Origin of the sequence: Caproicibacter sp. BJN0012 (assembly GCF_035986805.1) — a bacterium.
Lineage (GTDB): Bacteria > Bacillota > Clostridia > Oscillospirales > Acutalibacteraceae > Caproicibacter.
This window is the reverse complement of record NZ_CP142518.1, coordinates 1,618,745-1,632,519: the sequence shown is the minus strand read 5'-3', so window position 1 is coordinate 1,632,519 and position 13,775 is coordinate 1,618,745. Positions and strand designations below refer to the sequence as shown.

12 protein-coding genes are annotated in these 13,775 nt (G+C 54.6%); 5 read left to right on the top strand and 7 right to left on the bottom strand.

Annotated features, from left to right (window positions below; genetic code table 11):
- Positions 1–39: 39 nt before the first annotated feature.
- From VA597_RS07860 to VA597_RS07830, 7 genes are all read right to left on the bottom strand, one after another.
- A complete protein-coding gene (locus tag VA597_RS07860) occupies positions 40–1,338 on the bottom strand; it encodes an acetyl-CoA hydrolase/transferase family protein (RefSeq protein WP_128742213.1) in 1,299 nt (432 codons plus the stop codon).
- A 6-nt stretch (positions 1,339–1,344) separates the two neighbouring features.
- Positions 1,345–1,623 carry a hypothetical protein gene (locus VA597_RS07855; protein ID WP_128742212.1) on the bottom strand — a complete coding sequence of 93 codons (279 nt, stop codon included), beginning with the start codon at positions 1,621–1,623 and terminating at the stop codon, positions 1,345–1,347.
- Positions 1,620–1,925 (bottom strand): NifU family protein, encoded by a 306-nt coding sequence (locus tag VA597_RS07850; protein ID WP_128742211.1) that lies wholly within the window; start codon positions 1,923–1,925, stop codon positions 1,620–1,622. The genes VA597_RS07855 and VA597_RS07850 overlap by 4 nt, the downstream gene beginning before the upstream one ends.
- 30 nt (positions 1,926–1,955) lie before the next feature.
- A complete protein-coding gene (locus VA597_RS07845; protein ID WP_128742210.1) occupies positions 1,956–3,407 on the bottom strand; it encodes a 4-hydroxyphenylacetate 3-hydroxylase family protein in 1,452 nt (483 codons plus the stop codon).
- A gap of 55 nt (positions 3,408–3,462) precedes the next feature.
- Positions 3,463–4,833 (bottom strand): benzoate/H(+) symporter BenE family transporter, encoded by a 1,371-nt coding sequence (locus VA597_RS07840; protein WP_128742209.1) that lies wholly within the window; start codon positions 4,831–4,833, stop codon positions 3,463–3,465.
- A gap of 431 nt (positions 4,834–5,264) precedes the next feature.
- Positions 5,265–6,689, bottom strand: a complete 1,425-nt coding sequence (locus tag VA597_RS07835) for a sigma-54 interaction domain-containing protein (protein WP_128742208.1) — start codon at positions 6,687–6,689, stop codon at positions 5,265–5,267.
- 224 nt (positions 6,690–6,913) lie between these two features.
- Positions 6,914–7,864 carry an AraC family transcriptional regulator gene (locus tag VA597_RS07830; protein WP_164918992.1) on the bottom strand — a complete coding sequence of 317 codons (951 nt, stop codon included), beginning with the start codon at positions 7,862–7,864 and terminating at the stop codon, positions 6,914–6,916.
- A 493-nt stretch (positions 7,865–8,357) separates the two neighbouring features.
- On the opposite strand from VA597_RS07830, the gene VA597_RS07825 reads away from it, so the two are divergent.
- From VA597_RS07825 to VA597_RS07805, 5 genes are read left to right on the top strand one after another with little or no spacing between them, the layout of a single operon-like run.
- On the top strand, positions 8,358–9,812 hold the full coding sequence (locus tag VA597_RS07825) for an MFS transporter (protein WP_326975626.1): 1,455 nt from the start codon (positions 8,358–8,360) through the stop codon (positions 9,810–9,812).
- 30 nt (positions 9,813–9,842) lie between these two features.
- The gene (locus tag VA597_RS07820) at positions 9,843–10,901 is read left to right on the top strand and encodes an alcohol dehydrogenase catalytic domain-containing protein (protein WP_128742205.1); all 1,059 of its coding nucleotides are present in this window, start codon (positions 9,843–9,845) and stop codon (positions 10,899–10,901) included.
- Between the two features lie 42 nt (positions 10,902–10,943).
- Positions 10,944–11,807: a transketolase gene (locus tag VA597_RS07815; RefSeq protein WP_128742204.1), complete on the top strand. Its 864-nt coding sequence runs from the start codon at positions 10,944–10,946 to the stop codon at positions 11,805–11,807.
- 5 nt (positions 11,808–11,812) lie between these two features.
- Positions 11,813–12,781 (top strand): transketolase family protein, encoded by a 969-nt coding sequence (locus tag VA597_RS07810; protein WP_128742203.1) that lies wholly within the window; start codon positions 11,813–11,815, stop codon positions 12,779–12,781.
- 39 nt (positions 12,782–12,820) lie between these two features.
- Positions 12,821–13,606 (top strand): SDR family oxidoreductase, encoded by a 786-nt coding sequence (locus VA597_RS07805; RefSeq protein ID WP_128742202.1) that lies wholly within the window; start codon positions 12,821–12,823, stop codon positions 13,604–13,606.
- Positions 13,607–13,775 lie beyond the last annotated feature (169 nt).

Sequence of the window (13,775 nt, the reverse complement as noted above, 5' to 3'; positions counted from 1 at the left end):
TTTTTTTGAATGCAATCCCCCCTTTTCGGGCCCTCATTCTCAATATTTTTCATGGAACCGCGACTCATATTCCCGGATCAGCCCGGGGCGAAAATCCGGATGCGCGACTTCAATCAGCGCGCGCGCCCGTTCGCACAGTTTTTTTCCGCGGAGCTGCGCAATCCCGAATTCGGTTACCACATAGTTGACATCGTTTCGGGAAGTCGTCACCTCGGCGCCCTGATCGAGGAATGGAACGATCTTGGAAATTTTCCCATGCCCCGCGGTGGACGGGATCGCCATGATGCTTTTTCCCCCGCGGCTCATGTTTGCACCGCGGACAAAATCGACCTGTCCGCCCACGCCGCTGATCTGCGTCAGGCCGACCGACGTTGAGCACACCTGGCCCATCAGGTCCACCTGCACGCAGGAGTTGATGGAGACCAGATTGTCGTGCCGGGCGATCACGCGCGGATCATTCACGTAATCGACCGGGTACATGGCCACCTCCGGGTTGTTGTCCACATAATCGTACAGGCGCCTGGTTCCCATAAGGAACGCCGCGACGTTCTTTCCCTGATTGATGCTCTTGCACTTGTTGGTGACCACGCCGGCTTCCACCAGCTCGACAACCCCGTCGGAGAACATTTCGGAATGGATTCCAAGGTCTTTTTTGTCCTTCAGAAACAGCAGCACGGCGTCCGGAATCGCTCCGATCCCGAGCTGGAGCGTGTCTCCGTCGTGAATCAGGGACGCGCAGTTTTCGCCGATCGCACGTTCCACCTCCCCGATCTTCGGCGGCGCAAGCTCAATCAGCGGCGAATCGTCTTCCACAATATAGTCAAGGTCGCTGACATGAATGAAACTGTCCCCCAATGTGCGCGGCATATTCTTATTGATCTGCGCAATCACGGTTCTGGCGCATTCCGCGGCCGGTTTGGTGTAGTCGACGGAAATGCCGAAGCTGCAGTACCCGTGTTCATCCGGCTGGGAAAGGTGGACCAGCGCGACGTCGGGCTTCAAGGTGTTCCGGATATAATCCGGGATCTCGAAAAAAAACACCGGAGTAAAATCCGCGCGCCCATCCGCGACGGCCTTGCGCGTGGTACCCCCCACAAACAGGCTGTTGTGGCGGAAGTGCTTTTCCATTTCCGGCTTGCAGTACTCGGCCTGGCCCATTGCCACCATGTGTACGATTTCCACGTTTTCATACTGATCGGCGTTTCTGACCATCGCGTCAAGCAGTGCGGTCGGTTCCCCGGTCGCGTGGGCGACCACGACCTTGTCCCCGGATTTGATGTGCCTGACGGCCTGATCGGCCGTAGTTAATTTCTGCCTGTACAGTTCCTGCCAACTCATTCGTCATCACTCCCTAAATTCAGTGTAATTTTGTAAAATCAACGCGCGGAGTTTCTCGTAATCCTCTTCCCGCGTCAATACGACTTTTCCAAGGCATCCATTCAGGTCCGCATGTTCCGCGCACTGAACGGGACAGCCGCAGATGACCGCAACGAGATCTGCCCCACCCTGCGCATCCGCGCGGACAATGTCCAGGCCGCGGAATTCCTCCCTCAGCCTGGACACAATCCGGGTTCTGTCGTACCTCGGATTGCATCCGCCGCAATATTTGACTCCGATTTTCATCCTGCGTTCCGGCGGTCCCGATGAGAAAGCAGAAAGCGGGCCGTGCTCAGCAGGTTTTCGCTCACGCCGGTTACAAGGCAGACGCGCCGCACTTCCGGGAGAGCTTCCCGGACTTCCTTTTCAATCAGCTCTTCGTTCGTGATCGCCGCGCTGGGGCAGTCGCTGCATTGCCCCAGCATGCGGATCTTCAGAATCCCGTCTTGATACTCAAGTATTTCGACTCCGCCGCAATGCTCGCTCAGCGCAGGCCTGACGCGGCTGTCCAGAACGCTTTCGATTCGGTCCAGTATGTTCTCCCGCAACGGCAGTTCCCCCTTATTTCCGAGAGACGGTTATTCCTTAATGTGAGCAATCGCCTTTGCGAGTTCCTTCTTCATCGCGAGGTTGCCCTGGCGCGCGATCATGATGCGCTGCGCCTGCGGAGAGCCCGCGCCGTGCATCGATTCGGTGCGGTAGCCGACCGCCGCCGTCCCCAGCGCGAGGTTTTCAATGAGGCGCAGGATCCTGAGGCGGTTTTCGGTGGAAACGCCGCCGACGCCCTTAAAGTATTTTTCCACATACGGTCCCACCTTTGGATCGCGCAGATCCTTTTCAGAGGGCGCGGTAACCATCAGACCACCGGCGATATCCTCCGCGAGGCGGACGATTTCATAAGGGAAGCGGGTGACATTCTGCTTGCAGACGTTGGCCAGAAGCAGATTGATGAGGTAGTTGCCGGACTCCGTCGGGCTGCCTTCGGAGGAACAGGCGATGCCGCAGCAGTAAAGCGTTTCATTTAAATGCGTCATCTCAATCAGCTTATCCTTGATATGGGTGGCTTTCGGCACTCCGTTGTAGTCCGCCGCGACCGCGGCCGCGCCGATCAGGACGTCGCCCACGCCGACCTTGCAGCCGCCGTAGCTCTGGCGGTGATAGCCCGCGAAACGTTCCACAAGCAAATTGGCAAACTCCGACTCACCGTTCATGAAAATCATATCGTTGGGGATAAAGACGTTGTCGAAAACGACCAGCGCCTCCACACCGCCGAACTCCGGGTTCCCCACATCCATTTCGGAGCCTTCCCGCTTGCGGGTGTCGCAGCTTTGGCGGCCGATCACCATGAAGATGCCCTCCGCGTCCATCGGGACGGCGAAGGAAACGGCGTAGTCCTTATCCTCGGGCTTCATGGACTGGGTGGGCATCACGATCATCACATGCGAGTTCAGCGCGCCGGTCTGATGCGCCTTCGCTCCGCGGACCACAATTCCGTCCGGCCTGCGTTCCACCACGTGCAGGAACAGGTCCGGGTCCTTCTGCTCATGCGGGGCCAGCGAACGGTCTCCCTTGGGGTCGGTCATCGCCCCGTCGACCGTCAAATCCTTTTCCTGCACGTCAAGCATGAACTTCTTGAAATTGTCAAAATAGTGGGTGCCGTATTTCTGATCGATCTCATAAGTTGTGCTGTACTCGGCGTTAAACGCGTCCATGCCCACGCAGCGCTGGAAGCAGGCCGCGGTTTTCTGCCCGCAAAGCCGCTGCATTTTCACCTTTTTTACAAGGTCCTCCGTGCTGCGGTGGATGTGGGTGAAACGGTTGATCCGTTTCCCGGTTTCCGGAGCGACCGCCGTCATCAGGTCCTCGTACTCCGGCATCTGCGCGAGGTCGTAGGTCATGCGTACGGAATTGAGGGACGGTCTCAGGATCGGGTCATCCACCCGGTTTTCGATTTTTTTGCCGAACATATAAACCTGCATGTTGATCTTACGGATACTTTCAATGTACTGTTCGCCTGTCATAAGCGCCATGATTTTTTCTCCCTTTCAAATTAAGATCGGTTTTGTTTGCTGATCACGGGACGGTTTATTTGATTTCCGCAGCCTCCGGGATTGGATCGGCGTCTTTCTTTTTCGAGTAGCTTTTCAGCGCGAAATAGAGCAGAACGCCGACGGCCAATCCCCACGCGGCTCCCTGGATCGCCAGGACGGCGCCCATGCAGCCCGCGATTCCCCTGTCGGTATCGGTTTCGCACATATCCATCGCGAGCCGGGTGCAGATATAGCCCTGAACGAGCAGGGTCAGCGACAGCGCCACGGGGAGCACCGGCTGAAGCAGGGAAACGATCGGAATGCACGACACTCCGAGGAACGTGCTCCAGCGGAAAGTCCCGGCGCCGCTGTGGATGGACTCCATTGCCTCCGGCCCCTCCTTGTACCGCTGGGCGACAGACGCGGTGACGGCCGCCCAGAGCGGGCCGCAGAGCTGGGTGTAGGGGCAGATGAGGGCCATCACGATATTGCGGATCGCGCTGATCAGATTGGAGCGGTTGGCGTTGAAATCGATCTTTTCATCCTTGCGGACCTCATCGGCTTCATGAATCAGCGCCTCGGAAGTGATGAAGTCCCCGAACGCGATAATGTAGACCACGATTGCCAGCGGCAGCGCCGACAGGAACATGGAAACGGCGGGGAAACCTATGGAAAACGGGCTCAGCGTGTTCCAGATGCCCGCGAAATCCGCCACCTTAAAGAAGGTGCCGATCTCAATGTGGAACCACGGCAGCTCGCCCGCCATCGGGGCGAGAAATACGGCAATGATGATCGCCGGAAGCATACCGACCTTGCCGATGGTATTCCAGAAACGGTTGTTCGCCCGCATTTTCATAAACTGGGAGGAAAACAGGCAAAAGAACGCGATCAGACACCCGGCCGTGATGGATACCGGATATTTCGAGAACCGGCCTCCGGTGTTGAACTCACCGATGATCGCCGCGGTCCCGGCTCCGAGCAGGACCCCCGCCTTGATGGAGTTCGGGACGACTTTCATCAGCTTTCCCGCCGCGCCGGTAACCCCCATCAGCAGGAAGATGACGCCCACGATCAGCTGAAGGGCGATCAGTTCCTGATACCGGACCACTCCCAGTTGATACTTTCCCAAAAACGCGACCACAAGCGGGATGGCCGGAGTGATCCACCCGGGGACCACCGGATCGCCCAGAAGGACGTGCAGGCAGTAAAGAAATCCGTTGATAATGACCATCGACCACGCGATCTCGAACGAAACCCCGAGCACTTGCTGCAGAACGGGAATTGCCCCCAGGCAGGTCGAGCACATCAACAGCGCCTGAAAAAACTCGGGCCACTCCCACCGGTAATGGATGAACGGCACCCTGATCTTGAAAATGCCCGCCGGAATGTAAGGCTGCTCCGCGCCATATGTTCTTTTCATCGCCATACGCACCCACTCCTTCTTCCCCTTACAATTTCTTTTGCTGTCCTGAGCATCTTGATTTCTGCCTCCTTACGTTTTAAAATAGGAGCCGCATTTTCCGCATCATGGAATCGGCCGTCGGATCGCAATGACCGCATCCGTCCGGTCCCCGGCCCACAGGCTTTGCTTTGCCTTCCAAAAAGATACAAGCAACTAGGATGCCAAGATCGGAATAGCTAAAAATTTGGCCATTTCTCTGCGATTTTAGATGATTTGCATAATTTTTTATGGAGCTTGCGTCTTGAATATGAAACAAAACATCGCGGAAATCACATTCTCCAAATGGATTCCCGCGATGTTTCAGTTTTGATACAAATATTCAATACCGATACAGAATTCGGCTCGTCCAATCATAAAACGGAACGCGGCCCGAAATTTTATGCCAAATAGGCATTCTACACAGAATTCAGATACTTTTTTCGTCTGCGCTCATAGGTAGCCGCGCTCATATGCAGGCTTTTCGCGGCGTCGCGCACATTATGATATTTCTCGTAGGCGTTAAAAATATAATTTTTTTCCACCCCGTCGATGATTTCCTTCAGCACGGTGTCGCTTTTCTCCGTGCTGACCACCGCCTTGTTGTAAGGATCGATCGGCAGATCCTCCGGGAGGATTCTCCGATCCCCGCTGACGATGAAGGCCCTCTCCACGGCGTTTCTGAGCTCCCGCACATTTCCGGGCCACTCATATGCCAAAAGCCATTCCAGGACATCCGGCGCGAAAACTTTATGCATGCTGTATTTGCCGTTGAGCGTTTCGAGCATGTATTCCGCCAGGACGGAAATGTCTTCTTTCCTTTCCCTTAAAGGGGGAATCAGAATCGGAAACGCGCTGAGCCTGTAATAGAGGTCTTCTCGAAAGCTTTTGTTTCCGACCATTTCTTTCAGATGCCGGTTTGTGGCCGCGATAACCCGGACGTCGATCCTGACAGGCCGGTCGGAGCCGATGCGCAGGATCTCCTGTTCCTGAAGGACCCGGAGCAGCTTCGCCTGTATGTTCATGGACAGTTCCCCGATCTCGTCGAGAAAGATGGTTCCCTTGTCCGCGATTTCAAACAGGCCGATTTTGCCGTTCGGGCTGGCCCCTGTAAAAGCGCCGGGCACATAACCGAAAAGTTCGCTCTCCACAAGGCTAGGCGTAATGGCCGCGCAGTTTACCCTTATGAAATTCCCCTTGCTGCGCCGGCTGTTCCGGAAGATGTAATTGGCGACGACTTCTTTTCCCACGCCGGTTTCACCCAGCAGAAGCACCGTTGTGTCCAGCCCGGCCACTTTCCTCGCCATGCCCAGAAGCTCCAGCATTTTCTGGTCCCTCACGACCAGGTCCCCGTAACCGCCGATCTGTTTTTTGATCGTCTCGATCTCCGCCTGGTAATGCCGGTTCAGCTCATGATTTTTTGCGAGCTGTTCTTTCAGGTCGTACAGTTCCGAAACGTCCCGCACGTTCGTCACGATCATGGCGATCTCGTTGTTTTTGTCAAAGAGAGGCGTGCTGGTGACAATCGCGTTCCTGCCGGTTTTAAATTTTTGGTCAATGGTGACCGGTTCCTTTTTTTTGAGAACGATCAGAGAGGCTGAACGGGAAATTACCCTTTCCCGTTCGAGATCCTGCATGTATTTTCCCAGCATTTCTTCCCGGTTCAGCCCCGTGATGACTTCGTAGGAGCGATTGACCATGATGGTTTTTGCATTTCCGTCCGTGATGTAAATCCCGTCATAGGAGCTTTCTATAATGGCCATCAGCTTTTTTTGGGCATCTTTCAAGTCGCGGAAGATTCCGGGACCGTCTTCGTCATTCAAATAAACGCGCTCTCTTTTCATTCACAGCCCTCCCCTGTTTTTTTCCGTCTTGTTTAGCCTCCTATTATCTTATAATGGAATATTTGATTCTTATTGTCAATTGTTTTTCCCCCATGCCGGGGATTATCTTTGTCGTCTCATCAAAAATATCGCCTCGCCCATGCCGACGGAGGATACGGCCGCGGCGGATCTGCCTGTGCCATTGCATGAAAATGCTCCAAACGCATCCGGAAAAAGAAAACCTCCTATTCGATCTTTTCGTTTTTTTTGCTCTCCGGCGCCTCCGCCCCGGAGCATTTCACGGCGGAGCTTCCGGTTCGATGCATGGCGCGGTACTCCGATACGGTAATCCCCTCCATTTCCTTAAAAAGGCGATAAAGCATCTTCTGGGAGGAAAAACCCACAAGCGACGCGATTTTTTCCACTGAGTACGCCGTATCGATCAAATAATTTTTTGCATAATTCAGGCGGTAGATGTTCAAGGTCCGTTTCAGGCTTTGGCCGAAATATTCCTCGAAGATCCGATTCACATGCCGGGAAGAAATGTAAAAAAAGTCGGCAATGTCCTGAATCGTCAAGTTTTTATTGTAATTGGCGTGCATATACTTTGTGATTTGAATAGCCAGATTTGTATTGGAGGGAGTGTTTTTCTCCCGCTCGACCGGATCGAGATTTCGGAAAATGGAAATCAGATATTCTTGATACAGGGCACAGATCATCTGCTCACGCCCCGGATAACTCTCCTCGATCTCAGTTTCCATTTTATAGATGATCGAGTCACAGCCGAAGCGATCTTTCGTGACATAATACGGATTCTTTTCAAAATATTTCAGAATCCTGCTCAGAAAATTCTCTTCGGCCTGATCTCCTTTGGATTTTGACGCGGCCGCCGTGGGAGGAGCGAACACAAAGACCAGATATCTTTTCGGCATGTTGGGTTCATAATTGGTATAGTGATGAATCCCCGGACGGATTACGGCGAAGTGCCCGCTGAAAAGGGTGTTCATGGCCCCGTCGATATAAAGATGCTGTTCCCCGCTCAAGCAGTAATAAATCTCATAGCATTCATGAACATGCGGAAATTCCACGCAGCTTTGGTCCAGAGACTCCACATAATTGACCGTGAGGCCGCCTCCCATGGAAATTCGGACTAAGACCGGGTTGTAAAAGGGATATTGCTTCTGCTGATACAACATGATCTTCTCCTTCCCACCGAGAATGCAGCAGCGCCGCATTCTTTGGTCTGAAAAACAATACCCTGGACCGACAGCCGTAAGGGAAATTCCCCTTCGGTCTCTTTTTTGATTTCATTATAAAGCCAAGCTAAGGAAAAAAAAGGGCTTTCTGGAAAGAAAATACATGAAATGAGACAATGTTTCCACAAAACATGTCCGTTTTAGGACTTGAAATATGAGCTTTTTGCATGAATCCCTAACTTTTTTTTATTTTATGGGAATGCATTTATGTAATAAATCAAAAGCGTCGGTTTCGGTTCGGCAAAATTAACAGATTTTATTCTTTTGGGACTCAATTATTGAAAAATGTGTCTGTTTGGACGATTGAAAAGGGATGTACCTCCCGGTACAATAACTTTGTTGGGCTCGTTCCGCCGGATGAAAGGCTGGAACTCGCAACAGACCGGCTTTGATAGGAAAAAACGACTGTACAGGTAAGGGAGGGGATTTTTTCGTGAGCCGCGATTTCAAAGATTCAAAAAACTGGAAGAAAACTTCGGCACAGTTTGGCTATTACAAGCTTGGCACACGGGAGGTAATCGGTTATTCGTCCGTTGACTTTGCAATGAACCTTGTGTTTCAGTGCATTGCATTGTACATCAGCTACTTTTACACCGACATCTTTGGCCTGAAGCCAGCGCATGTTGCGGTCCTTTTTGCATTGTCCCGAATCTGGGACGCCGTCAACGACCCGATGATGGGCACGATCTGCGAGAGGGTCCAGCCCAGAAAAGGAAAATACTGGGTCTATATCATGTGGGGTGCAGTTCCGTTTGGAATTGCGGCCGTTCTGACCTACTCGACTCCCAATTTCAGTTATGCCGGCAAGGTGGTCTGGGCCGCCGTCACCTACAACCTGCTGAACATGCTTTACACCTTTATCATCCAGCCTTACATTTCGGCCGCCACGCTGATGACAAACGACCAGAGCGAGCGAACCCGTCTGCAGTCCGTCCGCATGACGCTGGCACAGACCGGCGGTGTTGTCTGCGCCATCATGCTGCCCGAGGTCTCGGGCTTTCTGAGCAGATACATGACGCTGGCGCAGGGGTATATGGTAACGACCATGATTATGGCGTTCTTTATGGTCTGCATCCTGCTTTGGGCCTCGCATCAGATTGTGGAGCGGATCCCGCCGCAGCCGATCGACCCCGGCAAAAAGGCGAATATCAAGGACGTGTTTTATCTGTTGTTCCGGATGAGCCCGGTCTTCGTGACCTTTCTCCTGTTTCTTGGCGTTTATACCATGAGTCAGATTCAATCCACGATGGGGGCCTATTACATAAAATATTACGCCGGGCGTGAAGACATGCTGGCGTGGTTTTCGATGATCATGATGCTGTTTTCCGTCGCCAGCGTCCCCTGCGTGCCGTTCCTGACCAAACGGCTGCATAAAAAGGGCACCGTGATGTTCGGCCTGGGAGTGGCCGGAGCGGGCTGCATCCTGCTGTATCTGATGTCCCCCGCCTCCGTCGGCGGCATGATGGCGGCGCGCGCCGTCACCGGCTACGGTTACGGCGTCCTGATGGGCGCCCTCTGGTCCGTCATCACCGATCCGGTGGAGTACTGCGACTGGAAGACCGGGAAACGGTATACGGCCATCGTGATGACGCTGGTCGGACTTGGAATTAAATTTTCGATGGTCATCGGCGGTTCCGTTCCCAACATGGTACTCTCCTCCGTCGGCTACGTGGCAAATCAGCAGCAGACGGCCCAGTGCCTCTCGGCCATCCGGAGCCTTACCGCGCTTCTGCCACTGTCGGCCGTAATTATGGCAATGGTGGTTTACGGGCTGTTCTACCACCTGAATGAGGAAAAGATCGCTCAGATGCAGAAGGAAATCGCCGAACGCAACGCGGCCGGGACAAATGCGGATCAGACGCAGAAGGATCCCTGCCCGGCCGTATGACCCAACAAATCTAAAGGGGGATACATAATCATGAAACAGATCAATGTCGTAAAAACCGGCAGTCTGAGGGAAAAGGACCCGGAGAAAAAGGGCGCCGTCGCCACTCTGGAAGTACCCGAGTACGAAATGGGACCGGAAGACGTGAGGATCAAGGTCGCCTACTGCGCTATCTGCGGCTCCGACCCCCATTTGGTGGAGGGAATTTTCGGCTGGAAGCCGCCGTTCGGCATTGGGCACGAAGTTTCCGGCATCATTGTGGACGTGGGCGAAAAGGCCACGAAGAAGGGCCTGAAGATCGGCGACCGCGTCGCCGGAAATTTCCTCAAATTTTGTGGAACCTGTTATTACTGTCAGAACGGGCAGCAGCAGTTCTGCGAGCACGCCGACGAGTTCAACCGGGCCGGGATGAGCGAAACCATCGTCTGGCACGAGTCCCAGGTATATCGGCTGCCAGACCATGTTCCGCTGAGAACCGGCTGTATGCTGGAGCCCGTCTCCATCGCCGTTCGCATGATGGATAAGGTGCAGCCGAAGATCGGCATGAGAATCGCCATTAACGGCGGTGGACCGATCGGCCTGCTCGGAATTCAGGCATTCCGCATGATGGGCGCGACCGACCTGACGCTGTTCGAGCCCATCGCAAGCCGCCGGGAACTGGCCAAAAAATACGGGGCCGAACATGTGATTGACCCCACCCGGGAAGACATCGGGGAAGCCGCCAAAAGAATCACGGGCGGCCGCGGCTTTGACGCGGTGGTGGACTGCTCCGGCTTTGTGGGCGCGGTCCACGATCTTCCTCCTCTGGTGGCACGCGGAGGCACTCTGCTTTACGGGGCCATGTATCCGAACGATTTCGAGATGCCGCTGAATCTGTACAAATACTGCTATTACAATGAACTGACGATCTCCGGCTACTATGTCGCGCCGTATTGCTTTCCGCGCGCGGCGCAGATTTTGTCCCGTTTCGATCTGGACGATCTGACCCGCACCGTATATGATATCGACGATTCCGTCGCGGCTTTCGACGCGCAGGTTTCCGGCAAATATCCCAAGATTCTGATCCGATGCAACAAAATCGAGGGCGAATAATCAGCGCCTGTGAAGGCTGAACAGGAAAGGATGACGTAATCGATGAATGAACCGAAACTTACGACAATTGCGGAGCTGGAAGACAAGTGCGTAGACATTCGTTCCAATCTGCTGAATTTTATCTACCGGATCGGCATGGGACACCTTGGCGGCGAACTTTCCATCGTGGAGATGGCGGTCGCCCTGTATTACAAATACCTGAACTTCGACGTGATGGACCCGCATAAGGAGGGGCGCGACCGCTTTATTCTTTCCAAAGGCCACTGCTCCGAGACCCTGTACACCATTTTTTCCGATCAGGGCGCTTATACCCAGGATTTTATGGTGGAGCATTTCGAGAGCTTGGAGACCTACCTGTTCGGCATGCATTCCAACCGGAAAAGATGCCCGCAGATCGAGGTTTCCGCGGGTTCTCTCGGCCATGGGCTGCCTGTTTCCGTCGGCTACGCGCTGGGCGCGCGCTACCGCGGGGAAAACTACCGCGTGATCTGCATGATCGGCGACGGTGAATTCGACGAAGGAACGAACTGGGAAGCGCTCATGTCCGGCGCCCATTACAGGCTGAACAATCTGACCTGCATTCTGGACAAAAACCAGCTCCAGATGACCGGCAAGACCCGCGAGATCATGAACATCGACCCCGTAGCCGACAAAGTCCGGGCGTTCGGCTGGAATGTGATCGAAATCGAAGACGGAAACAATATGGCGCAGGTATGCGCCGCGCTGGACCAATTGCCGGAACGCGATTGCCGCACGCGTGAAAAACCGACCTTTATCATCAGCAACACCGTCAAGGGCAAAGGCGTCAGCTTTATGGAAGGCAACCACAAATGGCACGGCGGCGGCATCGGCAAGGAAGACCTGAAAATCGCGCTCGCCGATGTGGCGAAAATGAGAAAGGCGTGATCGAAATGGCGACAAAGACTACCTATGACTTTGACATGATGCTTTCCAACGCCCGCGAGGCCTACGGCGAGGAATTGTACAAAATGGCTAAGGAAGGCAAGGATTTCGTGTTTACTTACAGCGACAACGTGGCTCCCTCCTCCTCCGCGGGCAAGCTGCTGAAAGAATTCCCCGAACGGTGCTTCAATTTCGGCATTGCCGAGGCGGATCAGGTGGGGGCCTCCGCCGGTCTGGCCCTTTCGGGCTGCGTTGTGTTTTCGCAGGTGTTCGGTCCGTTTCTGCCCCTGCGCGCAGCGGACCAGATCCACACGGACATTGCTTATAACGACGTGAACGTCCGCCTGATCGGCACCCATTCCGGCGTCACCGCCGGCGGAGGGCCGACCCACAACGATATTGCCGACCTGGCTCTTTACCGCGCCATCCCCCACCTTACCGTCGTGGTGCCCGCCGATGCCAATCAGTGCTGCAAATTCGTGCGCAAATCGATGGATTTCGTCGGCCCCATGGTCATCCGCATCGACCGCGCCGGTTCGCCGGATGTTTACGCCGGGGACTACGAGCTGGAGATCGGCAAAGCAATCGAAACGCTGGAAGGGACGGACGCCTACATCATCTCCTGCGGCTCGAACCTCTATGAATGCCTGATGGCGTCCAGGGCACTGGAAAAGGAATGCGGGCTGAGCATCGGCGTGCTGGATATGCATACCGTCAAGCCTCTGGACGCCGACGCCGTCGTGAGAGCGGCCGAAAAAACCGGCAATATTGTCACGGTGGAGGATCACTCCATCAATGGCGGGTTGGGCGGCGCCGTTGCGGAAGTGCTGTGTGAAACCGGCTACCGGGGTAAGTTTAAACGCATCGGCATGCCGGACGAATTCGCCGTGCTGGGCTCCGTGGACGCGATCTACCATCATTACGGCATGGACCGCGACGGAATATCCGCTGTTTTGAAAAAAATGCTGGGCAGGTAATCCTGCGGACAAAACGGAATCTGGAAAGGGGAATCTGTCATGTCTGTTCCTTTTGAGCGTTTTAGCATGGACTGGTTCAGCCTCAAGGGCAGGGTCGCGATGGTTACCGGCGCCAACCAGGGACTTGGGATGGGCTATGCCGTTGCATTTGCCAAGGCCGGCGCGGATCTGTTCATCCCCCATTTCACGGAGGAGATCGGGGAAATCCAACAGCTAGTCGAGAAAGAAGGACACAAAATCCATTTTCTGCGCGGCGACCTGACGGACCGGAACTATCGAAAGGCCTGCGTGGACGAATGCGTCCGGGAGTACGGCCGTTTGGATATTCTGGTAAACAACGCCGGCGTCAGCTTTTTCGCCAATTTTGACGACTATCCCGAGGAATACTGGAACAGGTGCATCGACCTCGATTTCAACGCGGTGTATTTCCTGTCCAAGGAAGCGGCCAAAGTCATGAAGGCACAGGGAGGCGGCAAAATCATCAACATCGGCTCCGCCCTGTCCTATACCTCCGACCGGAAATGCCCGCCGTACACGGCCGCAAAAACCGGGGTGCTCGGCATCACGCGCAATTTTGCCAACGAGCTGGGGCCTTACAACATCCAGACCAACGCGATTTGTCCTGGCTTTCTCGCGACCGAAGTCAATGCGGAGCTTCGCAAGGACCCCGCGTTCTACAACAAAATCACGAACCGGATCGCCGCCGGGCGATGGGGGGAGCTTGACGACTTGATGGGCGCCATGGTATTTCTGGCTTCCAGGGCTTCGGATTACATCAACGGCGTGGATCTCAACATCGACGGCGGGTTCTTTACCGTCCTGTAACCGGCGGGCCAAGGGAAGGAGCGGCGGCCGGCTGAGACCTTAAACGATTCCCCGCTCTTACGGCGGAAAATCGAATTGTCAAGGAATCCATCCGGCGCTCAACACGCCGGATGGATTCCCTTTTCAGTGCGGGGGCAGATTTCCGCACCGCGACCGGGCAGTTTCCGGC

Excerpts from the sequence above, each read along its gene's own strand:
- VA597_RS07860 (WP_128742213.1), bottom strand. The coding sequence starts at position 1,338 with ATGAGTTGGCAGGAACTGTACAGGCAGAAATTAACTACGGCCGATCAG.
- VA597_RS07855 (WP_128742212.1), bottom strand. The coding sequence starts at position 1,623 with ATGAAAATCGGAGTCAAATATTGCGGCGGATGCAATCCGAGGTACGAC.
- VA597_RS07845 (WP_128742210.1), bottom strand. The coding sequence starts at position 3,407 with ATGGCGCTTATGACAGGCGAACAGTACATTGAAAGTATCCGTAAGATC.
- VA597_RS07840 (WP_128742209.1), bottom strand. The coding sequence starts at position 4,833 with ATGGCGATGAAAAGAACATATGGCGCGGAGCAGCCTTACATTCCGGCG.
- VA597_RS07835 (WP_128742208.1), bottom strand. The coding sequence starts at position 6,689 with ATGAAAAGAGAGCGCGTTTATTTGAATGACGAAGACGGTCCCGGAATC.
- VA597_RS07830 (WP_164918992.1), bottom strand. The coding sequence starts at position 7,864 with ATGTTGTATCAGCAGAAGCAATATCCCTTTTACAACCCGGTCTTAGTC.
- VA597_RS07820 (WP_128742205.1), top strand. The coding sequence starts at position 9,843 with ATGAAACAGATCAATGTCGTAAAAACCGGCAGTCTGAGGGAAAAGGAC.
- VA597_RS07815 (WP_128742204.1), top strand. The coding sequence starts at position 10,944 with ATGAATGAACCGAAACTTACGACAATTGCGGAGCTGGAAGACAAGTGC.
- VA597_RS07810 (WP_128742203.1), top strand. The coding sequence starts at position 11,813 with ATGGCGACAAAGACTACCTATGACTTTGACATGATGCTTTCCAACGCC.
- VA597_RS07805 (WP_128742202.1), top strand. The coding sequence starts at position 12,821 with ATGTCTGTTCCTTTTGAGCGTTTTAGCATGGACTGGTTCAGCCTCAAG.